The sequence below is a fragment of the Bacillaceae bacterium S4-13-56 genome, assembly GCA_040191315.1.
Taxonomy (GTDB): Bacteria; Bacillota; Bacilli; order Bacillales; family JAWJLM01; genus JAWJLM01.
Map to the genome: position 1 here is coordinate 16,866 of JAWJLM010000027.1, position 24,018 is coordinate 40,883.

The following is a 24,018-nucleotide window of genomic DNA, read 5'->3' on the forward strand; positions in this document are numbered from 1 at the left end:
CCCATGATGCATGAATTGATTATTGCCGGTTTTGGTGGGCAAGGAGTGATGTCCATGGGACAATGGCTCACGTCTGCTGGAATGAAAGAAGGAAAATACGTAACATGGCTTCCTTCCTATGGCCCTGAACAACGTGGAGGCACAGCAAATGTTAGTGTAGTTATTAGTGATGATCCTGTTGGTTCACCAGTTGTAACAAAGCCAATGATTACTGTAGTATTGAACAATCCTTCCTTCGACAAGTTTGAGCCTAAAGTAAAACCCGGAGGTTATCTATTTATTAATTCCTCCCTCGTAGAACGTACATCCAAACGTACAGATATTGAGGTAGTTGAAATACCTGCAACTGAAATAGCTAATGAACTGGGGAATACAAAAGTTGCTAATTCGGTTATTTTAGGCAGCCTATTAGAAAACACCCATCTACTATCAGAACAAACGTTAAGAGATACAATTGTTGATTCGTTATCTGGAAAAAACGATCTTGTTCAACTCAACCTTGCTGCATTTGAAGAAGGAAAAGGATACTCAAATATGGTGAATGCTTAACAAAGTTCATTAAAAAGATGATTTCTCACAATAAAGGAGGAATCATCTTTTTTGGATCTTTTATTCCGCATTAATACCCACACCTCAAGTCATAAGTGAAGCGAAAAGAGTAGGTGGGGATAAATATTCCCATGAAAATATAGCATTAAATTTTAGTCCTTGCTGGTGAAGCTTGCTTCATGGTTGGCTGCTCGCAAATGTCCGATTGGTTCAAGGACCTTTAGGTCATATCCTTAGGTGCGAACAATCAGTGGGGGTTGAATAACCCCCCACTGATTGAAGTTTTACTTTATCCTAAAGCCACATCAAGGATCATCATGACGGTAAAACCCACCATTAAACTGATAGATGCCAAATCAGAATTCCCGTTCTCTTGAGAGGCTGGAATTACCTCCTCTGTCACTACGAAAATCATGGCACCTGCAGCAAATGCTAATGCCCATGGTAATAACGGTTGAATAAAAATTACTGCAAAGGCGCCTATAACTGCTGCAATAGGTTCAACCATCCCTGAAAACTGTCCATATTGAAACGCTTTTTTCTGAGACATCCCATCACGCCTTAAAGGCATGGATACGGCAACACCCTCTGGGAAGTTTTGAATCCCTATGCCAATAGCAAGTGCAAGTGCTCCCGTAAGAGAAGCAGATTCAAACCCAGCTTGGTAAGCTCCAAATGCTATCCCAATGGCTAAACCTTCAGGAATGTTGTGAAGAGTTATAGCTAATACCATCAGTGTGCTTCTTCTTTTTTTCTCAGGATGAAAACCCTCAGCTCCCTCAATGGGGGTGTTAGGGTGCAAATGTGGTAGAATTTTATCAACCAACAATAGAAAAAACCCACCAAGTAAAAACCCGCCTGCTGCTGGTAACCACCCAGGCTGACCTCCATCTTCAGCCATATCAATAGCAGGAGCCAATAAAGACCAATAACTCGCAGCGATCATGACTCCTCCAGCAAACCCTAACATACTATCTAAAAAACGTTGATTCACTGTTTTAGTAGTAAAAACAAGTGCGGCCCCAAATGCCGTCATCCCCCATGTGAATAATGTGGCAAGGAAGGCTTGAGACACAGGACTTAATCCAGCTAACCAGTCTAACAAAGAAGATCACCCCCTATGATTTGAAAATCAGAAGAAATATTTAATATATCATACCATCTACAGCTTGTTTTTTGAAAGATTTAAATTATCTGGTGATTCCTGTTACTAATTTTCCGAATGGGAAAGCCATCCTTTAGGTGTGTGAGTTGTCAGCTACATAAATTTTAACTATCCGATTCCAGAATCAATAAATAGTGAAGTATCATAAAAAAATATTGTGTTTCACAACGTTGACACCATTTAGTATGATAGAGACAAGAACTGATTGGAGAGGAGTGTGTTTTGTGAAATTAGCAACTGTTAAGGAGAATAGAGAGTCACTTTTGGTGGTACAGCATGATCTTGGCCTTATTTCTGTGCAAAAGGCAATTGAAGAGGTCGGGAGTTTTGATTTATTAGATATACCACAAACAATCATGGACCTGGTTGAAGCTGGTAGTGATGGGGTAGAAAAATTACGTACATATATAGAGGCGCTTACCGTAGAAAATGAATCCTCATACTTGTTATCAGAGAACGAAGTAGAATGGGAACCATGTATCTTACGTCCCCAAAAAATTATTTGTGTTGGTCTTAATTACCGGAAACATGCAGATGAAACGAAACTTCCTTATCCCGAATATCCAATCTTATTTAATAAGTATGCTAATGCTCTGACAGGGCATAACCAAGTGATATCCATTCCTAGGGAAACTAAAAAAGTAGATTACGAAGTGGAGCTAGCCATTATTATTGGGAAAGAGGCAAAAGATGTTCCTGAAGAAAAAGCGTTAGATTATGTTTTTGGATATTGTTCGGGGAATGATCTGTCTGCACGTGATTTACAAATGAGAACCCCACAATGGATGTTGGGAAAGACAAGTGATGGATTCTGCCCTATTGGCCCTTTTGCAGTAACAGCCGATGAGATTCCAGATCCCAATCACCTCCGTTTAACCACGAAAGTTAATGGTGAGTTAAGGCAGGATTCAAACACCTCAGATATGATATTTAACTGCAAAGAACTTATTGCCTATATCTCTAAACATATGACCTTATACCCTGGAGATCTTATTTTAACAGGCACTCCTTCAGGGGTGATTTTGGGATATCCAGAAGATAAACAGCAATATCTTCAACCAGGTGATGAGGTAATAGTTGAAGTGGAGAAGCTTGGAGCATTAAGAAATACATTTGTATAGGAAGAACCGAAATAAACGATAAAACATTTTTCCTTGTTTTATGCTATACTGTTTTCATCTTAATAAAATTTTATCAAGAGTGGATGAGAGAACTGGCTCTATGACTCCACAGCAACCTGTTCATTGAATAAGGTGCTACTACCAGCAAGGCTCATGGCTTTGGATGATACAATACGGAGAATTCATCCCCTGGCCACTTGGTTAGGGGTTTTTCTATTCGCTAATATAGACCCGTAGCATCAAACCATGAAGATTGAATCATGGAAAAAGGAGTTAGCAAAACATGAATGCAAATGGTTTAGCACGTGCTTATATAGCAAAAGGAATGAACACTAGGGATTTTTTGAACTACGTAGTGGATTGTGTTAATCGAGAATTAAGAGAGTGGGAGATAGAAGGGCAAGTTACACATCAATGGAATAGCAAAAAAAGGGGCACCTTATTGATCTCTTATCATTCTTTAAGTACAACTGTTTATTTCGATTTGTCCTTATTATCCAAATTTCAGCAGGCAGGTCCCTATGCACTCGACCGCTTAATCTGGAGGTTATTTGAAAATCAAGGTTTACCTGTGCCCAAAGACCACTACATAGAGACAGTTTTAAATGAAAACTTTGATTTTCCAGAAAGTATTCCATCCTAAAATTTTCTCATCAACTAAAATTCGTAAAAACAATTGCGGATTTTTTGGGGGGAGAGGGAAGTATATAACTTCCTATCTGTATAAGTGTAACTAAGGTATTCGCCAAAAAGCTTGACGAATACCAATTTTTTTAAAAAACAGTTGAATAAAAATCCATTTCATTTTATAATTATACAATATTACTTATTGCTATTCATTTAAACTTTCAAATAAGATGATTTTCTATCTGTAAAAAGGAGTTGGTTTTTTGAAAGTTTCAGTAGTTGGGGGAACGGGTTACGGGGCAGTTGAACTGATTCGGTTATTACAACAGCATCCATTTGTGGAAATAGAGGTAATCATTTCACATTCTAATGCAGGAAAGTCTATACACGAGCTGTACCCACACCTTACAGATGTAGTAGAAATCTCTTTAGAAAAAATGGATATAGAAAAGATATCTAAAAAAGTAGAACTCGTTTTTTTTGCTACCCCTGCAGGAGTTACTAGTAGGCTTATACCGGAGTTTATGGAGAAAGATATTACCTGTATTGACTTATCTGGAGACTTCCGCTTGAAAGACCCGGCTCTTTATGAGGAGTGGTATAATCTACCTCCTGCACCTCATGATGTACTCGATCAAGCGGTTTATGGTTTAAGTGAAATCTATGAAAAAGAAATTAGGAAGGCAAAAGTGATTGCAAACCCTGGGTGTTTCCCAACAGCAACATTACTAGGATTATATCCTCTCATTTCCGATGATCAGATCGACCTCAAATCTATCATTATTGACGCAAAGACGGGGGTTTCTGGGGCTGGACGAAGTGTAGGATTAGGTACGCATTTTTCTGAAGTGAATGAGAACATGAAAGCTTATAAATTAGGTGTACATCAACATATTCCTGAGATTGAGCAAGTACTTAGTTGGGAGAGCGGAAAAAAAGTAATCGTTTCTTTTTCTACACATTTGATACCGATGACTCGGGGAATTATGATCACAGCTTATGCGGAATTAAATAAAAAAATTAGCACAACTGAGCTTGTATTTTTATACGAAAAGGTTTATCAAGATCATCCATTTGTTCGAATACGAAAAAATGGAGTTCTACCTATGACAAAGGAAGTGAGTGGAAGTAATTTTTGTGATATTGGCTTATTTTCTGATGAGCGTTCGGGAAGGGTCACAGTGATTGCTGTAATCGATAACCTAGTAAAAGGAGCCTCAGGCCAAGCTATTCAAAATATGAATCTTATAAATGGATGGGATGTACGTACAGGGTTAATGAATTTACCAATCTATCCATAGGATGGATGGGAAAGGGGAATGGGAATGCAGCTAGTTTCAAACAAACAGTACGTGGTTTTAAAAGAAGGAAGTGTGACATCGCCAAAAGGGTTCAAAGCAGGTGGCATGCACTGTGGAATTAAGCATCAACGTTTAGATTTGGGCTATATCTTATCGTTGACACCTGCCATAACAGCAGGAGTATATACAACAAATCGCTTTCAAGCTGCTCCACTTTTAGTTACTCAGGAAAGTATTAAAAAAGAAGGAAAAACACAGGCTATCCTAGTTAATTCAGGGATTGCTAATGCCTGTACAGGAGAGGAAGGATTACAGAATGCCTATGCAATGCGGAATCGTTTTGCAAACGAGTTAGGTATAAAAGAACATTATGTAGCGGTAACTTCTACCGGTGTTATCGGAGTTCAGCTTCCTATGGATAAAGTAGAAAAAGGGATTCAGAAAATATTGGATCCTGTTCATGAAAATGTACAAAAATTTGAACAATCGATTCTTACAACAGACACTATAAAAAAGAATATAGCGGTTCAAGTGGAAATTGATGGGCAAACAGTCACGATTGGTGGGGCAGCTAAGGGTTCGGGAATGATTCATCCTAATATGGCTACTATGCTAGGTTTTGTCACTACAGATGCCTTTATTGATCAGGATTCCTTGTCCATGGCGCTAAAACAGATAACCAATCAAACCTTTAATATGATCACAGTAGATGGCGATACAAGTACTAATGACATGGTGGTTGTGATGGCGAATGGACAGTCCAACAACAAAAGCTTAACACCAGATCATCCAGATTGGGAAGCATTCCTAAAAGGGCTTACCTATGTTTGCGAGACATTAGCAAAAAAAATTGCAAGAGATGGAGAAGGGGCAACGAAATTAATCGAAGTGAAAGTGAGAAATTCTGCTTCTATTAAAGATGCTCAGCAAGTTGCTAAAACTGTTATATCTTCCAATCTAGTAAAGACTGCTATTTATGGAGCAGATGCTAATTGGGGGAGGATTGTTTGTGCCGTAGGATATAGTGACGTGGACATTCTCCCAAATGATCTCTCAGTATTTTTAGGGCCTATTAAAGTAGTAGAAAATGGGCTGCCTTTTCCATTTAGTGAAGAGCAAGCTAAAAAATACTTAGAGCAAGAAAACATTATCATTGAGGTGGATTTAGGAATGGGTCAACAAGAGGGAACAGCTTGGGGATGCGACTTAACTTATGATTATGTAAAAATCAACGCATCCTACCGCACGTAAGGGGTGGAACAATGAACTATCTTGTCATTAAGTGTGGGGGGAGTGTATTGGAGGAGTTACCTGAATCTTTTTTTGAAAACATTGTTAAGATAAAAAAATCAGGGAAGTGGACTCCGATACTTGTCCATGGAGGAGGCCCACTTATTTCAGAAATGCTTCAATCTCTTAAAATAAAAACAGAGTTTGTTGATGGATTACGTGTAACCTCTAATGAAGTGTTAGATGTAGTTGAAATGGTATTAACGGGTGTAGTGAACAAAAAAATTGTTCGCAAATTCTTAAAGGTTGGAGGATCTGCGTTCGGTATTAGTGGGGTGGATGGAGGTTTTTTAAGAGCAAAGCCTGTATCCAACAATTCCAAGCTGGGATTTGTAGGAGAGGTCGTTGAGGTGAAAACTAATCTTCTCACTCAAATCATCAAAACCGGCTATATTCCAATCGTTTCACCTTTGGGCATTAGTGGGGATGGGCAAAGGTATAACATTAATGGTGATGCGGCAGCTGCAGCTGTTGCGAAATCCTTAAAAGCCAATCTGTGTATGGTGAGTAATATTGATGGGATTTTTTCATGGAAGGATGGAGAAAAAGTCATTCTTGATAGCATCACAAAAAATCAGGCAGAAGAACTTATTAAAGATGGGGTTATTCGTGATGGTATGATACCAAAAGTAAACTCGGCTATTGATGCATTATTGAAAGGAGTCCCTGAGGTTACAATTGTGAACGGGATGAATGACAACAGTCTAGTCGATTATTGTCTTGGTAAAAAGGTGGGTACAAAAATAGTGGTAGGAGAGGAGAGTCAAATTGTCTACCAGTAAAACATTAGATATGTTCCCTGTCATGTCAACTTATGGGCGTTTTCCTCTTTCCTTAGTCAAGGGAAAGGGAAGTTATGTTTGGGATGAAGAAGGGAACAAATATTTAGATTATACTTCGGGTATTGCAACATGTAATTTGGGGCATGTTCCGGATGTCGTAAAAGAACAACTAGTAGAGCAGCTACAACAATTATGGCATTGTTCCAATCTTTATCATATTCCAAAACAACAGTTGTTGGCCCAAGTGTTAATCGAGAACAGCTGTGCAGATGAGGTGTTTTTTTGTAATAGTGGAGCAGAGGCAAATGAAGCTGCCATTAAAATAGCGAGGAAATATGCTCAAACAGTGAAAAAAAATGATAGTTTTGAAATTATCAGTTTTACTCAATCTTTTCATGGTCGTACAATGGCTACTTTATCAGCAACTGGACAGGAAAAGATTCAAAAGGGGTTTTATCCTTTGTTAGAAGGATTTTATCATTTGCCTTATAACGATTTACAGTCGTTAGATGAACTTGCTACTATTAAACCCTGCGCTGTCATACTTGAACTCGTTCAGGGGGAAGGTGGAGTGGTTCCAGCAGACCCTCAATGGGTCCATAAACTTTCTGATCTATGTCAAAAACATGACATTCTACTAATGGTTGATGAAATCCAAACAGGGATGGGGAGAACGGGAACGCTCTTTGCCTATGAACAATATGGAATTGAACCGGATGTACTCACCTTAGCCAAAGGGCTAGGATCTGGTTTTCCTATTGGAGCAATGCTTGCAAAAAGTCATGTTGCTAAAGCCTTTGATCCAGGAAGTCATGGGAGTACATTTGGGGGAAATCCGCTAGCGGTAACAGCAGGATTATCGACACTTGAATATATGATTCAAGAAAATATACCAAAGCAGGCGTTGAAAAGTGGGGAATACTTATTGGAAAATCTAAAGGTTTTAGCTTCCCACTCTGATGATATTAAGGAAATACGAGGTAAGGGGTTATTTTTAGGTATAGTTGTCAAAACCGATGCTCTTTCATTTGTTCAAAAAGCTCGTGAAAACAAGTTGTTAGTGCTTCCTGCAGGACCAAATGTAGTGAGGATCCTCCCCCCGTTAACTACTAACAAGAAAGAGATGGATCAATTTCTTTCTGTCATGAAAGATATTTTTATGTAAAATTAGGAGAAAGCAGATAATTTTTTTCATAGAGAAAAGCGCCTTTGACTGTTTAAGCTAAAGGCGCTTTTTTTGGTTGCCTATACATTTTCAAGTATAATGAATCAATATTAAGCTAAAGGAGAAAATTATGGATAAAAAAATAGGATTTATTGGGTGCGGGAAAATGGGGCAAGCAATATTGTCTGGAATAATGAGTTCTGGAATAACTTCACAGCAACAAGTCGTCGTAAGTACACGATCTACAACTACGATGAAAAAGGTTCAGGAATTATATCAAGTAAATACTACATTAAGTAACATGGATGTAGTTTGCTTTGCAGACATTGTTTTCTTAGCAGTTAAGCCAGATGAGTATGCAAGTATTCTTAAGGAAATTAAACCTTCCCTTAAAAAAAACTCAATATTGATTTCCATTGCTGCAGGGGTAACTTTAAAGGATATGGAACAAGCTGTTGGACAAACTGTCAAACTCGTAAGGACGATGCCGAACACTCCTGCATTTGTTCAAGAAGGTATGACTGTTTTTTGTTCGAATGACAAAGTATCTGATCATGAATTAGAGACTGTTAGTGAAATCCTACAAAGTTTTGGGAGAACGGAAGTTATTTCTGAGGTCTTAATGGATTCCATACCCGCGATAAGTGGATCATCGCCAGCTTATGTTTATATGTTTATTGAAGCCTTAGCTGATGGTGGTGTTCTTCAAGGAATCCCGCGAGAACAGGCCTATCGTATAGCAGCACAAGCTGTTTTAGGTGCAGCAAAAATGGTGTTGGATAGTGGCGAGCATCCAGGAGTGTTAAAGGATCAAGTATGTACCCCTGGAGGAGCAACGATTGAAGCGGTGGCTGAGCTTGAGAAAAATCATTTTCGGTCATCAGTCATTCAGGCGATGGAGCGTTGTACAAGAAAAACGAAAGGAATTGGCTCGTAATTACTATTATACCGCAATTCGTCAGTCTAATTATTTGAGAGAGAAGCCTGTCTCATGATAATATGAGGTGTGGAATGGAAATGAAGGAGGGTCACAGTTTTGAAGTTAGTTGGATTATCTGGCGCGATTATGGGGTCCAAAACCGCTATATTAGTGGATGAGGTCATAAAACGTTCTGAAAAATTAGGAGCAGATATAGAAGTTGAGCTAATCGACATGAAGGATTATAAAGTAGAGATCATCGATGGAAGACCATCTGATCAATATAATGATGATACAAAAACAATTATAAAAAAAATTGTTGATGCCGACTTTTTTGTGGTTGGTGCACCGATTTATCAGGCATCAATTCCTGGAGTACTGAAAAATTTGTTTGATCATTTGCCTATGAGTGTCTTTGAATCCAAGGTTGTCGCGATGGTGACAAATGGCGGAACAGAACGGCACGCTTTAGTGGCCGAAAATCAATTAAAGCCTATTTTGTCTTTCTTTAAAGCGATTGTCTGTCCAACAAGTGTTTTTGTGACAAGTGGAGCTTTTAATGATAAGAATGAAATTGTTGATGAAAATGTAAGTGAAAGGCTAGATCGGTTAGCAGAAGAATTAGTTTTTCTGCAAACAAAATTAAGTAATTAAAAAGCATTGGTCCATTTTCTAGGACCAATGCTTTTTTTGCAAGATAACCAGAAAGTATAAAATTTGTCTAGCTTCAGCGAAAAAGCTTCATCGAATAATCTTCGAAGCTTTTGCCCCTAGTAATCGCACGAAGGAAAGCTACTTTGAGCTACTACGCAGAAACAAGTGCTTTTCTTGTTTCGAGGGGCGCTTGCACTTTTCTTATTAAGAGAAATTGTATATAAACAGACAAATTATAGTGATGAAGCTAAAGAAATCACGTTACTGCTTTTAGAAAAAGTGGGACTCAGTGATAAAGCAGACGCCAATCCTGACAGTTTATCTGGCGGACAGAAGCAGCGAGCGGCCTTGCAAGATCTCTAGCCATGAATCCGAAAATTATGCTTTTCGATGAACCAACGCCAGCTCTAGATTCAGAACTTGTTGGAGATGTGTTAAGTGTAATGAAGGATTTGGCAAAGGAAGGGATGACTATGGTAGATGTCACTCATGAAATGGGATTTGCTCGTGAAGTTGCTGATCGAGTCATCTTTATGGATGAAGGAATTATTATGGAAGAGGATCATCCGGAAAATATTTTCAATAACCCTCAGAATCCAAGAACCCAAGAGTTTTTAAGTGAAGTATTGTAAAAGAGAGAACAGTTATTCCGTGCTTTTTCTTTATTCAGTCATTATACTAATATGTAGATATCATAATGGAAAGGATTTGGTTTTCATGAAATACCGAAAACTAGGAGAACTAGAAATAAGTGAGCTTAGCTTTGGTACTTGGGGAATTGGTGGTGACTGGGGAAAATCAAATGATCAAGAAGCCATAGATGGGCTTTCTCGTGCCATGGAAGCGGGAGTAAACTTCTTTGATACAGCTGATGTTTATGGAAGTGGCCATAGTGAGGAACTTTTAGCTAAAGCGACAAAGGGAAAAGAAGATGACATTTATATTGCCACAAAGTTTTGCCGTGCAGGGGACATTTTTGACCCAAAAAACTATTCTGAAGAACAGGTGAGAAGCTATTTAGAGGGAAGTCTTAAACGTTTACAAAGGGAACGGGTTGATTTATATCAAATCCATTGTCCACCTTTTGAAATCTTGAAAGATGGAAGGGTTTTCGAAGTTCTTGATAAGCTTCAGCAGGAAGGGAAAATTCGATACTATGGAGTAAGTGTGGAAACGGTAGAAGAAGGATTATTCTGTTTAGAAAATCCAAATGTAAAAGCTCTTCAAGTCATTTTTAATATCTTTAGACAGAAACCGTTAGAAAAACTTTTTCCTTTAGCAAAAGAAAATGGGGTTGGGATTTTGGCTCGTGTTCCCCTTGCTAGTGGTTTATTAACAGGTAAGTTTTCTGGAGATACTCGTTTTGAAGAAAATGACCACCGAAATTTTAACCGAGATGGACAAGCCTTTAATGTCGGCGAGACGTTCGCAGGTGTTGAATTTTCAAAAGGGGTGGAATTAAGTGATAAATTATCCTGGATTAGTCATGATCGAGGAAACATGACAAGGGCGGCCTTACGCTGGATTCTGGATCATGATTCCGTTACAAGCGTTATACCAGGATTTAAAAATGTAAAACAAGTGGAGGATAATTTAAAGTCACTGGATGTTCCTCCATTTTCAGAAGAAGAAATGAAAAAGCTTAAAGATTTCTATCTAACGGAAGTACATCAACATATAAGAGGAGCTTATTAAACGTAGGGAATTTCCCTACGTTTTTTATGTACTATTAGCTATAAATTATATTCTTGTTTCGATTTTGGGCATGATAAGAAGAAACTATAGAATAGGAGGAAGATAATATGCAAGAAGAAGTAGTAGAGTATATCATTATAGAGGATGAAGAAGGAAATGAAGAGGAGTATGAGGTTGACGCTATTATCGAAATGAATGGAAATTCATATATCTTATTTTCTGAAGCGGATGATCTTGAGATCAGGAAGCTTGTAGATGATGATGGATACCAAATGCTTGAACAAGTTTCGGATAGTGAGATTGATCAAATTATGAGTGCTTATGAAGAGGCATTAAAAGAAGAAAAGTAAATAAATACTTAGGACATTACAACAGAGGAGGTCCATTACAGATGAAGCAGAATGCCTCTAACTCCCAACCACATGCACCAGAACCCTATTGGAGAGAAAGTGTGACATTCCCCAAATACCCTGAAATTCTTCAAGATGATTCAGCTGACATCACAATTGTTGGAGGAGGTATTTCAGGGTTAACCGCAGCTTACATTTTGAGCAAGAAAGGTAAAAAAGTAGTTGTGATTGAAGCAGACCGAATCTTAAATGGCACAACAGGGCATACTACTGCAAAAATTACAGCTCAACATGGACTGTTTTATGACGAACTTATTCAACATTTTGGGAAAAATCTAGCCAAAAAATATTATAATGCACATATGGATGCAAGAGATTTTATAAAACAAACGATTCAAGAAGAAAATATCGAATGTGATTTTTCTGATGAGGATGCCTATGTATATTCAACTACGGAGAAGTACAAAGAAAAAATCGAAAAAGAAATGAAAGCTTATGAACAAATAGGGATTCCTGGGTCTTTAACATATGAGATACCTTTTAACATCCCAATTAAAAATGCAATTATCATGCATGGTCAATCTCAATTTCACCCCCTCAAATATTTTAGAAAAATTGCAGATCAGATCACTGAACAGGGTGGAGAAATATTTGAAAATAGTACGGCAGTGGATATTCATGAGGACAGGGACAGTGCTTTTGTGATTTTAGAAAATGGGAAAAGATTAAAATCATCGAAGGTACTAATCTGCACACACTTCCCATTTTACGATAAGATAGGGTTTTATTTTGCTAGGATGAATGCTTCTAGGTCATATATATTAGGAGTCAAAGCAAATCAAGAATTTCCAGGTGGCATGTATATTAACGCTGAAAAGCCAAGTCGATCCCTTCGATCTACCAAAGTAGGTGGGGAAGATCTCATACTAATTGGTGGGGAAAATCATAAAACGGGACATGATGAAGATACAAAAGCTCATTATCAAGCATTAGAGGCTTTTGGAAAAGATGTTTTTGGGGAAATAGAGATCCCATACAAATGGTCGGCACAGGATTTAGAAACATTAGATAAAATTCCTTATATTGGTCATTTAACGGAAAATCAACCCAATGTATTTCTTGCGACTGGGTACAAAAAATGGGGTATGACCTCAGGAACTTTGGCAGGACAACTTTTATCGGATTTAGTGTTAGAAAATCAAAATCCTTATGCTAATTTGTTTTCTCCCTCTCGTTTTGTTGCAGATCCGAGTCTTCGTCATCTCCTTAAGCAAAATCTACATGTAGCAAAACGTTTTATAACTGGTAAACTGGAGAAACCTTTAAAAACTCCCGGAGACTTGAAAAAGGGGGAGGGTGACCTTGTTCAAGTAAATGAAAAGAAATGTGGGGCATACCGAGATGAGGAAGGAATACTTCATTTTGTAGATACCACATGTTCTCATATGGGATGTGAAGTAGAGTGGAATAATGGTGAACATACTTGGGACTGTCCTTGTCATGGGTCACGGTATGATATTGATGGAGAAGTAATAGAGGGTCCAGCAACGAAAGGCCTCGATCCGATTCAACCATTTTAAGCGTGTAGACTTTGACAACACGCTTTTCTATTGGCAGATAGGAAAGCATAAAACTTTCCTATCTGCATAAGTGCAGCGTCCATAAAGCTTGGCGTATGCCACAGTTTTCTAATCTTAGTAACAAATACGTCTCGAGTTTTTATAAAAATATAACTGATTATTATGCCCATAACCTTGAATTAGGTTTTATGCCTCTATTTGTCGCGCATGAACGGGCAGCCAACCATGAAGCAAGCTTAACCAACAGGGATGAAGAATTTAATGTTTTATTTTTATGGGGGTAATACCCCACTCAAGTCTTAAGTGAAACGAAAAGGGTAGGTGGGGGATAAACAGCCTGTATATGTCCGATTGGTTCAAGGACCTTTTAGCTCATGCCTTTTGGTGCAAACAATCAGCGGGGGACGGCCACTGATTGAAGTTTCACTTTATTCCTCCAAGCATGAGCTAGTTAAATAAAGTTAAGATGCCAGGACAAGACTTCTATAGAAAACTAGAGAAGTATGGTAAACTAGAAATATCCACCTAAAGGAGGAATAGATCATGGCTAAATTTCCAGGTAAACATCCTAAATCCTTTTCTATGTTACTGCAGCGTAAAAATATAGTATCGATTGATGGAGCTGTCCATGATGTAAATGTTTCTCATGAACAGTTTTTAGACGAATTTATTGAATGGGTTGAGTCAAAAGGATGGAGTTTTAATGGTGCTACAAGTCTTATTTCAAAAGAAGAAGCACTAATTAAAACCATGTCTACTCTCTCTAATCATAAAGATGAGGGACTGGATTTAGATACTCTTTTTGAACAGCTAGATGAGGACGATGAAGAATAAAGAAAATCAACTTTAATCAATGAAAAAAGCGTTACTAGATGTAGCGCTTTTATCCGTTTTATTCTAAAAATTTTCCTTTGTGTGGGGTTTCCTGATGATTGTCCTTTGGTAAAGGGTCTACGGAATGTTTATATTGATAGCCTTTTGAGATAGCCGCAACAGAGAGGACCAATATAACTAAGACAACAATAACACTTATCACTAGAATATAAAGCATAACTACACCCTTTTCATTTTACTCTTATCATATCATAAGATAAGAAACCTGTTAATGAGCGTCAAAAGTGTTTTTTCAGTTAGTTACTTTTTGTAACTAAGTAAATGTAGTATAATAGAGGAAAATATAGAGGAGGCGGGCAGAATGGCTGGACATTCCCTTTGTCCTAAGTTTGAAAAAGCATTTCAAATCTTGGGAAAACGTTGGAGCGGTGTAATCATTCACGTACTTGAAGATGGGGCCATGCGTTTCAATGAAATTGCTGACCACATTCCACATATTAGTCAGAAGATGTTATCTGACCGCTTAAAAAGCTTAGAGGAAGAAGGTATTATTCAGCGACATGTGTATCCAGAAACTCCTGTCCGTATTGAATATAGTTTAACAGATAAAGGGAAGGCTTTAGCACCAGCCTTAAAAGAGGTCCAATCATGGGCTAACCAATGGGTCGATCTTACTAAATAAAAGGCAACTACTAAAACAAAGTAGTTGCCTTTTTGTTGTTCACTTCCGCTTTTGTATTAAAATACTTCTTTCCAATCATCCCTTTTGGATAGCATTTCTTTTGCTAGCTCTTTAGCCCCTTCTAAACTATGGCTGGCAGCAAATCCACATTGAACTTCATTACATGCTGGAACCTCAGTAGCTTCAAGGACATCTTGTAGTGTCTTTTCAAGAACGGATAAAATGTTGTCATAATTGTCATCGTTAAGAACAGCTAAGTAAAAACCTGTTTGACATCCCATAGGGCCAATATCAATGATGCGGTCATGATGATTTCTACTAAATTCCGCCATCATATGCTCTAACGAATGTAAAGCTGGCATGGCCATATATTCCTTATTCGGTTGCTTGAATCGAAGATCATATTTATAAATTTTGTCTCCATATTGTCCTTCTGTAACCCCAACTAATCTTACATAGGGAGCTTTTACTTTTGTGTGATCCAGATTAAAACTTTCTACATTCATTTTTGGCACAGTTTCCATCTCCTTATCCATGATACTTCTCTTAAAATTGTAACATAAAAATTAGAATCATTCGTTCAGTTCTTTTTGAAGAAGTGTTCATTAAACATAATCATGAAATCATATTTATCAGTTGGGAAAGTAGGGCCTTCCTTAAAGAAACACTTTTTATAAAGGGAAATTGCCCTTTGATTAAATGTTGCAACAGTTAACCGGAATTTTTCTGCTTGAAATTCCTTTTCTGCGAAAGCAAGTCCTCGAAGAAGAAACGGGAGACCTAATCCTCTCCCAGTGAGGTCAGGAAGCATTCCAAGGCCAATATCAAGATAGGAAGAATCTTTATAAAGTCCTAATGTTCTACCCACTGGAACCTGGGCGTTTGGACCAAAACAAAAAAAGCCAATGAGTGATTTCTCTGAATTAAAAACCGCATAATAACTACCATCTAATAATTCCTTCAAATTTTCTTCGCTTTCCGTTGAGTTGTACAAATCATAAGGTGCTTTATATTTCCAATTGAATATATCTTTTGCATAGGGCTCTGTCATTTTTGAAATCATCATTTTATAACAACCTTTCCGTTGTGTTCCTCTATTATTGCTCCATTCCACAATATTACCAAATTAAAATGCAAGAGAAAAAGAAGATCATACATGAGTGAAATAGGATTGGTAACAATATGAAAAACAATGTCTTTTTGGAGCTTTAGAGAAAGTTTTGATGTTTTTAATAGGAAATATGTTATAATAAACAAGTTGGCCAAAAAGGCTAAGTGAAACATAGAGGAGCGAGTTAATCATGGAACGTCGTGATGATATAAGAAATATTGCGATTATTGCCCACGTTGACCACGGGAAAACGACTTTAGTGGATCGACTGTTACAAGATTCAGGAACCTTTCGTGAAAATGAGCATGTTGATGATCGTGCAATGGATTCAAATGCATTGGAAAGGGAACGTGGAATCACAATCTTAGCCAAAAATACAGCCATTCATTATAATGACACACGTATTAATATACTAGACACACCTGGACATGCCGATTTTGGTGGAGAAGTCGAACGAATCATGAAAATGGTAGATGGCGTTTTACTAGTCGTTGACGCTTTTGAAGGTTGTATGCCTCAAACACGATTTGTTCTTAAGAAGGCTCTTGAGCAAGAGTTAACACCTATCGTTGTATTAAATAAAATAGATCGACCAAATGCAAGACCAGAACAAGTAGTGGATGAAGTTATTGACTTGTTTATTGAATTAGGAGCAAACGAAGATCAGTTGGAGTTTCCAGTCGTTTATGCTTCAGCTTTACAAGGCACCTCAGGTTACCAACCAAAGGAGCAGCAAGAAACGATGTCTCCTATCCTAGAAACGATTATGGATACGATACCTGCACCATTAAACAATGCAGATGAGCCATTACAATTTCAAGTTACGTTATTAGATTATAATGAATACGTTGGTCGAATCGGAATTGGCCGAGTATTCCGTGGAAAGATCAAAGTCGGACAACAAGTTCTTTTGATGAAAAAGGATGGATCGTCTAAACCTTTCCGAGTGACCAAATTGTTTGGTTTTATAGGATTGAAGAGAACTGAAGTTCAAGAAGCCCAAGCAGGGGATATCGTAGCTATTGCTGGAATGGAAGGGATAAACGTAGGAGAAACGATTTGTCCTGTCGATCATCCTGACCCTTTACCATTGTTGCGTATTGATGAACCAACTCTACAAATGACTTTCCTAGTGAATAATAGTCCATTTGCAGGGAGAGAAGGTAGATATCTAACTTCTCGTAAAATTGAAGAGCGCTTGATGCTGCAATTAGAAACGGATGTAAGTCTTCGTGTAGATCCAACTGATTCACCTGATGCATGGACGGTTTCAGGCCGTGGTGAACTTCATTTATCTATCTTGATTGAGAACATGAGACGTGAAGGTTATGAACTACAAATTTCAAAGCCTGAGGTTATTTATCGTGAAATTGATGGTGTGAAATGTGAGCCGGTAGAAAGAGTACAAGTAGATGTGCCAGAAGAACATACTGGTTCAGTTATGGAATCACTAGGTTCACGAAAAGGTGAAATGCTTGATATGATTAATCATGGGAACGGCCAAGTTCGATTAGAATTCAAAGTGCCTTCTCGTGGGCTAATTGGATATTCGACCGAATTCCTGTCACAAACAAGGGGATATGGAATATTGAATCATACCTTTGATGGATATGAACCTGTTGTTCCAGGTCAAGTAGGAGGACGCAGGCAAGGTGTTCTTGTCTCCCTTGATCGTGGAAAAACCACCACTTATAGTATTATGGCCCTTGAAGATAGAGGAACAATCTTCGTAGAACCTGGTACAGAGGTTTACGAAGGAATGATTGTTGGAGAACATAATCGTGATAATGATTTAACCGTTAATATTATAAAAGAAAAAGCATTAACTAACGTTCGATCTGCAAATAAGGACCAAACATCAGTTATTAAGAAACCAAGAATTCTTTCATTGGAACAAGCTATTGAGTATTTAAATGAAGATGAATACTGTGAGGTTACTCCTGAGTCCATTAGACTTAGAAAGAAACTTCTTAATAAAAATGAAAGAGAAAAAGCAGCTAAGAAAAAACAATATCAATAAGAAAAAAAGCCACTGTTGAGGTGGCTTTTTTCTTTCTCTATTCTTTTTTGCTTTTAAAAGTAGACAGAGAGGCATCGACAATTAATATAATGGCTGTTAAGATATGAAGGAACCATCCAACCACCGGTATTACCCCTAAGACGCTAGCCAATATTCCAAAAATACTACCAACACTTACAGCTCCATTTTTTATAGACAAAACTAGAGTAACTAAGTGTAGAGCAAGCATGACGCCTAAGGCAACCCACGCTGAGCTTATTATGTATATCCCACCGACGAAAGGGATGGCAAAAAACGCCTCAATCCCACCAGTTATCCATTTCATTAAAGTAACCATAGACATATGAATCTCTCCTTTATTTGATACTATTTTACATTCTTCTTAACTGATAAAAAAACCTTTTTTTATTATGTGGAATTTCTGAACAAAAAAGTCTACAAACTTTCTAACGTTTTTAATAAACTCATGCAGGTTTCAAGTGAAGAGTGGATCGCAGTGGTTATGGGAGTCCATATGATACAAAAAAGAAGACGAAGTAATGCTGCAGTGGGAGGAGCACAATAATTCTCTTTATTGCCTTCTTTGTTTTCTGTCCTCTCAAAAAAGTGTATGATTGAAAATAGAAATGAATTTAAAAATACGGACTTTTTCGAGGAGGATAAAAATGAAGGAGAGACTGGTTGCAACTTTTTCTATTGTGGGTTTCGATCCTGAAACAGGGGAGTTAGGAATAGCAGTGCAATCTAAGTTTATTGGGGTAGGTGCTGTAGTACCATGGGCTAAGGCCGGAGTTGGAGCGGTTGCGACTCAATCCTATGCAAATACTTCTTTTGGTCCCAATGGATTAAAGCTTATCGAAAATGGATTATCAGCTCAGGGGGCACTTGATAGACTCCTTTCTGAAGATGATGACCGAGAATTTAGGCAAGTTGGAATTGTGGATGCCAAAGGAAATGTGGCAACTTTTACGGGAGCTAAATGTTATGACTGGGCAGGTGGGATTACTGGGAAAAATTTTGCTGCTCAAGGTAATATTTTAGTAGGACAGGAGACTGTCCAATCAATGGCAGATACTTTTACTACTACCCAAGGGACCCTTTCTGAAAGATTGTTAAAAGCTTTAGATTCTGGACAGGCCTCAGGCGGTGATTCTCGTGGAAAACAGTCTGCTGCCTTATATGTAGTGAAAGAAAAAGGTGGATATGGTGGATATAATGACCATTTTATTGATTTGCGCGTAGATGATCATCCCGAGCCTATTAAGGAGCTTATTCGTTTATATGAACTCCAGCAACTTTATTTTGGGCAAACGAAGCCTGAAAATATCAAGGAAATCAATGGACCTATTAAAAGTGATTTAGTCTCTCAACTTCTTCGTTGGGGATATTTGGAAGAAGATCCCCCAACAGATGATGCTCTTTTTGAAGCCCTTACACGCTTTGTTCATACAGAGAACTTCGAGGAAAGAGAGCAGGATAAAGGGAAAATTGATTTAGAAGTATTAAAGTTTATGGAAAATAAATCTAGGTGATTGATGAATGGGGAAGAGAATTATTATAGAATCAGAAGAACTTTATTTGAGACCGTTCCAAAAAAAAGATGCAAGGAACTTGTTTAGGCTAGTTTATGACAATCAATATTTTTGGTCAAAGGTGGAACCAGATCATCATCCCAATTACTATACTTATAATGTACAAAAACAAAGATTACAAGATATGATCCACTCAACTGGAAAAGGAAAAGAATTTAACTGTGGTATCTTTTTGCGAGAAAAGGAGCAGTTAATAGGAGAGATTTCTATATTCCATATTTTAAGAGGTCCCTTAAATCAAGGAATGGTTGGGTTTTCTCTATCTAAGGACTACGTCGGGAAAGGATATGGTACTCAGTCTCTTGCTTTAATGACTAAGTATGCCTTTAATGACCTTCAACTACATAGAGTGGAAGCTGCCGTAGCACCTTCAAATATCCCTTCTATAAGTATACTGGAGAAGAATGGTTTTGTTAAAGAAGGACTTCTTAGAGGGTATCTCCTTATGAAAGGCCAATGGAAGGATCATTTGTTGTATTCAAAATTAGAAAATGATTGAGTCAGACACTTTTACCGTGTCTGACTTTTTTTACAGTATCAGAATTTATAAGTTGTTAGAGAATTTGTCTAGCTCCAGCGAAAAAGCTTCATCAAGTAATCTTCGAAGTTTTTGCCCTGCGTAATCGCAGGAAGGAAAACTATATAGAGCTACTTCGCAGAAACAAGGCTCTTCTTGTTTCGAGGGGTGCTTGCGCTTTTCTTATTTTGAACTCCATGCAAGGCGTATATTTTACTCTTCTTTAGCTCTCATACTAGGCATTTGTCACTCCTTTTAATGAATTTGCATAGCCTATTACACAACATCGCAATGTTGAAATCGCTAAAAAGGGGTGAAAAAGTTGGATTTATCTGCAGCACACTTTTTATACGGAGTATTTACTCTCGCCATTATTTTAACGATGGTGTTTAAAAAAGGTGTCGTACTCCCAACATTGTTAGGTACGTTTCTAGTGGCCTGGGTGTATGAAGGAAGCATCATTTCAGGTTTTACAGCCATATTTAATGCGAATTTAGTTGCAGCGACTGAATTATTTAATATCTTTCTGATCATTACATTCATGGTGGCCCTTTTACAATCTTTAAAGGAACTTGGTGCTGACCGGAAAATGATTCAACCCATTGAGAAAATGATGACCAATGGACATATTGCTTATTTCATCTTAGTCATTGTGACCTACGTAATTTCTCTATTTTTCTGGCCGACTCCAGCTGTTCCGCTAATTTGTGCTTTATTAGTTCCTGCTGCCATTCGTGCAGGTCTACCTGCTATGACAGCCGCTATTGCGGTGGCACTTGCTGGCCAAGGGATGGCTCTTTCTTCTGACTATATTATTCAGGTAGCTCCAGGACTTTCTGCAAAGGCTGCGGGAGTTGATCAAGGGGTACTTGTTAATAAAACAATGGTTCTTTCCTTGATCACTGGTTTTGTGGCAATAGGAACAGCCTACCTTTTAAATCGAAAATTTATTAGAAAAAAAGGAGATTCAATAGCTGAGGTGGAAATCTCCGCGATTCAAGGTGGAAAAGAAGATATAGAGGATAATGAAGGAAGTTCAGGATACTCTTTCTGGAGTACCGTTTTTGCAGTTATTGTTCCATTAGCCATGTTGGCTGTTATGATTTATATGATCTACTCAAAACTAGGATCAGGAAGAATGGGCGGATTTGAAGGAGGCGATGGTGCTGCCTTTATTGGAGGAGTTGCTGTAATTCTATTGCTTCTTTCAACTGTAGCATTTAAAAAGCATCGTGCATTAGATAAAATTAGTGAACATATAACGGACGGTTTCGTCTTTGCGTTTAAAGCAATGGGACCTGTTATTCCTATTGCAGGATTTTTCTTTTTAGGAAGTTCAGATTTTGCAGGCAGTATACTTTCCGTAGGTGATGATTCAGCTCCAGCGTTTTTATTTGACCTTGTGCAAGCCGGCCAAGACTGGATCCCGCAAAGCACTTTTGTTACAGGATTCAGTTTGTTGATCATTGGAATGATTACGGGGCTTGATGGATCTGGATTTTCTGGTCTTCCTTTGACTGGAGCATTATCTGGAGCATTATCTGGTTCCGGTATAGATCCGGCCACATTGGCAGCCATTGGACAAATGGGATCTATCTGGACAGGTGGCGGTACCATTATAGCATGGTCATCACTAATTGCTATTGCAGGGTTCTGTGGAATTTCCGTTATGGATTTAGTTAGAAAAAATTTCTTTCCTGTTGTTTTAGGGTTAACTATTTCTACAATATTTGCATTGTTGCTTTGGTAAAAAGCTGTTTAGATCAAGATAATAAAAAAGATGATTCCTCTTTCAATTGAGGAATCATCTTTTTTACAAGATAAGTATAAAATTGGTCTAGCTAGCTACAATGAAAAAGCATCATCGAGTAATCTTTCAAGTTTTTGCCCCAAGTAATCGCACAAAGGAAAGCTATTTAGAGCTTCTTCACAGAAACAAGCGATTTTCTTGTTTCGAAGGGCGCTTGCGTTATCTTATTGAATAATATTGTCAAATACGAAGGTTAGTGGCACCTAGATAGACAAACCGCCCTGCTTTATCCAGTAAGGATTTCTTCCTTTGGATAGCGTATTAATTTTGTTGTAGGCGCAGCTATTGAAAATGCTAAAGTTAGGGGCCCGAGTTTTCCAATAAACATGATGCAAATAATCACCAATTTTCCAATTGCCGATAAACTTGCTGTTATTCCCATAGACAAACCTACTGTTCCAAACGCACTTACAACTTCAAAGAAAAGAGCTATAAAACTTTCTCCATACTCTGAAATTGTTAAAATAAACAGGCCTAGAAAAATAATTCCAACTGATAAAATGGAGATAGCTAAAGAGCGAAAAACAGTACCTTGGCTTAAGGCACGTTCAGAAATATCAATATCTTCTTTCCCACGCATATAAGCAGTCGCAGCCAAGGTAATTGCTAGAAATGTGGTGACCTTAATTCCTCCACCAGTTGAGGCACTTCCGGCACCTATAAACATTAAAAAGATAGTAAAAAACAAAGTGGGATCCTGTAAACTTCCAATATCAAGAGTATTGAATCCGGCTGTTCTTGGTGTTACGGCTTGGAAGTACGATGCCCAAAGCTTTTCCCCAAGAGAGAGCGAACCTATTGTATCGGGGTTGCTATATTCCAAAACAAAAAATAGGATCATGGTGAGAAGGTTAATAATAATCGTGCTTTTGATCATTAATTTCGAATGGAGAGACAATTGATGAAATTCTTTTGTTCTCCATAAATCAAATAGGACAGTAAAACCAAGTCCACCAATGATGAATAAGAGTGTAATGATAATATTGATCACTGGATCCCCAACATATCCTGATAAACTATCTGACCAAATAGAAAATCCAGCATTATTAAAGGCAGAGATGGAATGAAAAAAGGCCGCGTATATTGCATCACGCCAACCCAGCATTGGTCCCCACCGGAGCGTTAAAAATATAAAAGCTATTCCCTCAATGATCAGGGAATAAAGTAAAATCCGTTTTACTAATCTAATTAGCCCACCAAGTGAAGTTTGGTTTAATGAATTTCCTACAAGCAATCGTTCTTTTAAACCAATTTTTCTACCTAGCACTAAGAAAATAAAAACAGCAAAGGTCATAATTCCTATTCCTCCTACTTGAATAAGGAAAAGAATGACCATTTGGCCAAAAATAGTAAATGCAGTACCCGTGTCAACTACTACAAGTCCAGTAACTGTCATAGCTGAAGTTGCCGTAAACAAGGAATCCAACCAGCTAATACTACCATGTGTTGCAGCAGGTATTTTTAACAAAATAGTTCCAAAGACAATGAATAAAAGAAAGATTAAGAGTAAAAATTGAGGTGGGCTTATTTTAATAACCTTATTTTTCATCTTTAATGACACCCATTTCCCATTAAGATGGTAGTATCATAACGCTATCTTGAATTGATTTCAATTTAAAGTTTCATGTAAGTAAAAAACTCATAAGAATATACTTATGGAGGGTAAATGATTCATTCTTACTTCCTTGTTTTTTTTGTAGGTGAGCCATCAAAGGGATGGGAAACATAGGAATAGCATTGAAAAATGGTAGGTTAGGGGATGTTTCCTCAGCAAAAACAGGCGAAAAAGCTCATATTTTCAAGGGATGTGAAGGACGAAGTCCGATGAATAAGTTGGGGATGAATCGCCTTCGTACAAGGGATAATCTTAGTTATCTCGATTGTCTGACTGTTCGAGCCCTACTTGTATGAGGTGAAATATAGTTTGAGTACGAGTACCGAAACCTTTTTGCTCTTTGTAATCATCGACTCTGTCTAATAATTTTTTTGGAAACCGTAATACAACTGATTGTTTTTCCATTGTCCTTCCCTCCCGAAAACGATATACTATGTATAGTATATATTACAAGGTGGTGAAAATCAATGTTAATGAAATAATCGTACAAATTCCGTATCTATCTAAGCCAAAAACAAATTAAACCACAAGTTTGAATCCTCGCAATGAAGTATTGCGATTAACCGCAGGTACTGCGGGGATAGCCTAATCCATAACTAACCGATAGGTTGGTGTTCTTAGGAATCCCCAACTTCAATC

General features: G+C 37.8%; 25 protein-coding genes, 1 pseudogene and 1 riboswitch. Of the genes and pseudogenes, 19 read left to right on the forward strand and 7 right to left on the reverse strand.

From position 1 onward, the window contains the following. Positions 1-3 precede the first annotated feature (3 nt). Complete coding sequence (locus RZN25_08910; protein MEQ6376937.1) at positions 4-549, forward strand: 2-oxoacid:acceptor oxidoreductase family protein; 546 nt, start codon at positions 4-6, stop codon at positions 547-549. Between the two features lie 289 nt (positions 550-838). Here the strand turns inward: RZN25_08910 and RZN25_08915 are convergent, their stop codons facing one another. Then, positions 839-1,654 (reverse strand): ZIP family metal transporter, encoded by an 816-nt coding sequence (locus RZN25_08915; GenBank protein MEQ6376938.1) that lies wholly within the window; start codon positions 1,652-1,654, stop codon positions 839-841. 284 nt (positions 1,655-1,938) lie between these two features. On the opposite strand from RZN25_08915, the gene RZN25_08920 reads away from it, so the two are divergent. From RZN25_08920 to RZN25_08980, 13 genes and pseudogenes are all read left to right on the forward strand, one after another. Next, entirely contained in the window at positions 1,939-2,835 is an 897-nt protein-coding gene (locus RZN25_08920) for a fumarylacetoacetate hydrolase family protein (protein ID MEQ6376939.1), read from the forward strand. A gap of 67 nt (positions 2,836-2,902) precedes the next feature. After that, a riboswitch (SAM riboswitch) is annotated at positions 2,903-3,008 on the forward strand. Between the two features lie 110 nt (positions 3,009-3,118). After that, positions 3,119-3,478, forward strand: coding sequence for a hypothetical protein (locus RZN25_08925; protein ID MEQ6376940.1), 360 nt, complete (start codon positions 3,119-3,121; stop codon positions 3,476-3,478). Between the two features lie 247 nt (positions 3,479-3,725). Then, positions 3,726-4,763, forward strand: coding sequence for an N-acetyl-gamma-glutamyl-phosphate reductase (gene argC / locus RZN25_08930; GenBank protein ID MEQ6376941.1), 1,038 nt, complete (start codon positions 3,726-3,728; stop codon positions 4,761-4,763). Positions 4,764-4,781: 18 nt separating this feature from the next. Next, positions 4,782-6,014, forward strand: a complete 1,233-nt coding sequence (argJ, locus tag RZN25_08935; GenBank protein ID MEQ6376942.1) for a bifunctional ornithine acetyltransferase/N-acetylglutamate synthase — start codon at positions 4,782-4,784, stop codon at positions 6,012-6,014. An 11-nt stretch (positions 6,015-6,025) separates the two neighbouring features. Continuing rightward, positions 6,026-6,835 carry an acetylglutamate kinase gene (gene argB, locus RZN25_08940; GenBank protein ID MEQ6376943.1) on the forward strand — a complete coding sequence of 270 codons (810 nt, stop codon included), beginning with the start codon at positions 6,026-6,028 and terminating at the stop codon, positions 6,833-6,835. A gap of 10 nt (positions 6,836-6,845) precedes the next feature. After that, positions 6,846-8,000: an acetylornithine transaminase gene (locus RZN25_08945; protein MEQ6376944.1), complete on the forward strand. Its 1,155-nt coding sequence runs from the start codon at positions 6,846-6,848 to the stop codon at positions 7,998-8,000. Positions 8,001-8,130: 130 nt separating this feature from the next. Next, entirely contained in the window at positions 8,131-8,937 is an 807-nt protein-coding gene (gene proC, locus RZN25_08950; GenBank protein MEQ6376945.1) for a pyrroline-5-carboxylate reductase, read from the forward strand. 99 nt (positions 8,938-9,036) lie between these two features. Next, the gene (locus tag RZN25_08955) at positions 9,037-9,573 is read left to right on the forward strand and encodes an NADPH-dependent FMN reductase (protein MEQ6376946.1); all 537 of its coding nucleotides are present in this window, start codon (positions 9,037-9,039) and stop codon (positions 9,571-9,573) included. Between the two features lie 240 nt (positions 9,574-9,813). Further along, positions 9,814-10,205: pseudogene (locus RZN25_08960) on the forward strand (ATP-binding cassette domain-containing protein). A gap of 85 nt (positions 10,206-10,290) precedes the next feature. Further along, positions 10,291-11,268: an aldo/keto reductase gene (locus RZN25_08965; GenBank protein MEQ6376947.1), complete on the forward strand. Its 978-nt coding sequence runs from the start codon at positions 10,291-10,293 to the stop codon at positions 11,266-11,268. A gap of 107 nt (positions 11,269-11,375) precedes the next feature. Further along, on the forward strand, positions 11,376-11,618 hold the full coding sequence (locus RZN25_08970) for a DUF1292 domain-containing protein (protein ID MEQ6376948.1): 243 nt from the start codon (positions 11,376-11,378) through the stop codon (positions 11,616-11,618). A gap of 41 nt (positions 11,619-11,659) precedes the next feature. Continuing rightward, positions 11,660-13,198: an FAD-dependent oxidoreductase gene (locus RZN25_08975; protein MEQ6376949.1), complete on the forward strand. Its 1,539-nt coding sequence runs from the start codon at positions 11,660-11,662 to the stop codon at positions 13,196-13,198. Between the two features lie 582 nt (positions 13,199-13,780). After that, the gene (locus tag RZN25_08980; GenBank protein MEQ6376950.1) at positions 13,781-14,032 is read left to right on the forward strand and encodes a hypothetical protein; all 252 of its coding nucleotides are present in this window, start codon (positions 13,781-13,783) and stop codon (positions 14,030-14,032) included. Positions 14,033-14,090: 58 nt separating this feature from the next. Here the strand turns inward: RZN25_08980 and ytzI are convergent, their stop codons facing one another. Further along, positions 14,091-14,249 carry a YtzI protein gene (gene ytzI / locus RZN25_08985; GenBank protein ID MEQ6376951.1) on the reverse strand — a complete coding sequence of 53 codons (159 nt, stop codon included), beginning with the start codon at positions 14,247-14,249 and terminating at the stop codon, positions 14,091-14,093. Between the two features lie 144 nt (positions 14,250-14,393). Here ytzI and RZN25_08990 point away from each other — a divergent pair, with 144 nt between their 5' ends. Further along, positions 14,394-14,714 (forward strand): helix-turn-helix domain-containing protein, encoded by a 321-nt coding sequence (locus RZN25_08990; protein MEQ6376952.1) that lies wholly within the window; start codon positions 14,394-14,396, stop codon positions 14,712-14,714. A 56-nt stretch (positions 14,715-14,770) separates the two neighbouring features. Here the strand turns inward: RZN25_08990 and RZN25_08995 are convergent, their stop codons facing one another. Both RZN25_08995 and RZN25_09000 read right to left on the reverse strand, forming a co-directional pair. Next, positions 14,771-15,238, reverse strand: a complete 468-nt coding sequence (locus RZN25_08995) for an S-ribosylhomocysteine lyase (protein MEQ6376953.1) — start codon at positions 15,236-15,238, stop codon at positions 14,771-14,773. Positions 15,239-15,294: 56 nt separating this feature from the next. Then, positions 15,295-15,780: a GNAT family protein gene (locus RZN25_09000; GenBank protein MEQ6376954.1), complete on the reverse strand. Its 486-nt coding sequence runs from the start codon at positions 15,778-15,780 to the stop codon at positions 15,295-15,297. A 235-nt stretch (positions 15,781-16,015) separates the two neighbouring features. Here RZN25_09000 and typA point away from each other — a divergent pair, with 235 nt between their 5' ends. Then, positions 16,016-17,845 carry a translational GTPase TypA gene (typA, locus tag RZN25_09005; protein ID MEQ6376955.1) on the forward strand — a complete coding sequence of 610 codons (1,830 nt, stop codon included), beginning with the start codon at positions 16,016-16,018 and terminating at the stop codon, positions 17,843-17,845. 37 nt (positions 17,846-17,882) lie between these two features. On the opposite strand, the gene RZN25_09010 is transcribed toward typA, so the two are convergent. After that, entirely contained in the window at positions 17,883-18,188 is a 306-nt protein-coding gene (locus RZN25_09010; GenBank protein ID MEQ6376956.1) for a hypothetical protein, read from the reverse strand. A gap of 322 nt (positions 18,189-18,510) precedes the next feature. On the opposite strand from RZN25_09010, the gene RZN25_09015 reads away from it, so the two are divergent. The 3 genes from RZN25_09015 (at position 18,511) to RZN25_09025 (ending at position 21,704) form a co-directional block, all read left to right on the forward strand. Then, positions 18,511-19,377, forward strand: a complete 867-nt coding sequence (locus tag RZN25_09015) for a DUF1028 domain-containing protein (protein MEQ6376957.1) — start codon at positions 18,511-18,513, stop codon at positions 19,375-19,377. 7 nt (positions 19,378-19,384) lie between these two features. Next, positions 19,385-19,936: a GNAT family protein gene (locus RZN25_09020; GenBank protein MEQ6376958.1), complete on the forward strand. Its 552-nt coding sequence runs from the start codon at positions 19,385-19,387 to the stop codon at positions 19,934-19,936. 340 nt (positions 19,937-20,276) lie between these two features. Further along, on the forward strand, positions 20,277-21,704 hold the full coding sequence (locus tag RZN25_09025) for a hypothetical protein (GenBank protein MEQ6376959.1): 1,428 nt from the start codon (positions 20,277-20,279) through the stop codon (positions 21,702-21,704). Positions 21,705-21,990: 286 nt separating this feature from the next. On the opposite strand, the gene RZN25_09030 is transcribed toward RZN25_09025, so the two are convergent. Further along, entirely contained in the window at positions 21,991-23,313 is a 1,323-nt protein-coding gene (locus RZN25_09030) for a TrkH family potassium uptake protein (protein ID MEQ6376960.1), read from the reverse strand. 318 nt (positions 23,314-23,631) lie between these two features. Then, the gene (locus RZN25_09035; GenBank protein MEQ6376961.1) at positions 23,632-23,784 is read right to left on the reverse strand and encodes a hypothetical protein; all 153 of its coding nucleotides are present in this window, start codon (positions 23,782-23,784) and stop codon (positions 23,632-23,634) included. Positions 23,785-24,018 lie beyond the last annotated feature (234 nt).

Coding starts and splice junctions, on each gene's coding strand:
- RZN25_08910 (MEQ6376937.1), top strand. CDS start 4: ATGATGCATGAATTGATTATTGCCGGTTTTGGTGGGCAAGGAGTGATG.
- RZN25_08925 (MEQ6376940.1), top strand. CDS start 3,119: ATGAATGCAAATGGTTTAGCACGTGCTTATATAGCAAAAGGAATGAAC.
- argJ (MEQ6376942.1), top strand. CDS start 4,782: ATGGGAATGCAGCTAGTTTCAAACAAACAGTACGTGGTTTTAAAAGAA.
- argB (MEQ6376943.1), top strand. CDS start 6,026: ATGAACTATCTTGTCATTAAGTGTGGGGGGAGTGTATTGGAGGAGTTA.
- RZN25_08945 (MEQ6376944.1), top strand. CDS start 6,846: ATGTTCCCTGTCATGTCAACTTATGGGCGTTTTCCTCTTTCCTTAGTC.
- proC (MEQ6376945.1), top strand. CDS start 8,131: ATGGATAAAAAAATAGGATTTATTGGGTGCGGGAAAATGGGGCAAGCA.
- RZN25_08965 (MEQ6376947.1), top strand. CDS start 10,291: ATGAAATACCGAAAACTAGGAGAACTAGAAATAAGTGAGCTTAGCTTT.
- RZN25_08970 (MEQ6376948.1), top strand. CDS start 11,376: ATGCAAGAAGAAGTAGTAGAGTATATCATTATAGAGGATGAAGAAGGA.
- RZN25_08975 (MEQ6376949.1), top strand. CDS start 11,660: ATGAAGCAGAATGCCTCTAACTCCCAACCACATGCACCAGAACCCTAT.
- RZN25_08980 (MEQ6376950.1), top strand. CDS start 13,781: ATGTTACTGCAGCGTAAAAATATAGTATCGATTGATGGAGCTGTCCAT.
- ytzI (MEQ6376951.1), bottom strand. CDS start 14,249: ATGCTTTATATTCTAGTGATAAGTGTTATTGTTGTCTTAGTTATATTG.
- RZN25_08990 (MEQ6376952.1), top strand. CDS start 14,394: ATGGCTGGACATTCCCTTTGTCCTAAGTTTGAAAAAGCATTTCAAATC.
- RZN25_08995 (MEQ6376953.1), bottom strand. CDS start 15,238: ATGGAAACTGTGCCAAAAATGAATGTAGAAAGTTTTAATCTGGATCAC.
- RZN25_09000 (MEQ6376954.1), bottom strand. CDS start 15,780: ATGATGATTTCAAAAATGACAGAGCCCTATGCAAAAGATATATTCAAT.
- typA (MEQ6376955.1), top strand. CDS start 16,016: ATGGAACGTCGTGATGATATAAGAAATATTGCGATTATTGCCCACGTT.
- RZN25_09010 (MEQ6376956.1), bottom strand. CDS start 18,188: ATGTCTATGGTTACTTTAATGAAATGGATAACTGGTGGGATTGAGGCG.
- RZN25_09015 (MEQ6376957.1), top strand. CDS start 18,511: ATGAAGGAGAGACTGGTTGCAACTTTTTCTATTGTGGGTTTCGATCCT.
- RZN25_09020 (MEQ6376958.1), top strand. CDS start 19,385: ATGGGGAAGAGAATTATTATAGAATCAGAAGAACTTTATTTGAGACCG.
- RZN25_09030 (MEQ6376960.1), bottom strand. CDS start 23,313: ATGAAAAATAAGGTTATTAAAATAAGCCCACCTCAATTTTTACTCTTA.
- RZN25_09035 (MEQ6376961.1), bottom strand. CDS start 23,784: ATGGAAAAACAATCAGTTGTATTACGGTTTCCAAAAAAATTATTAGAC.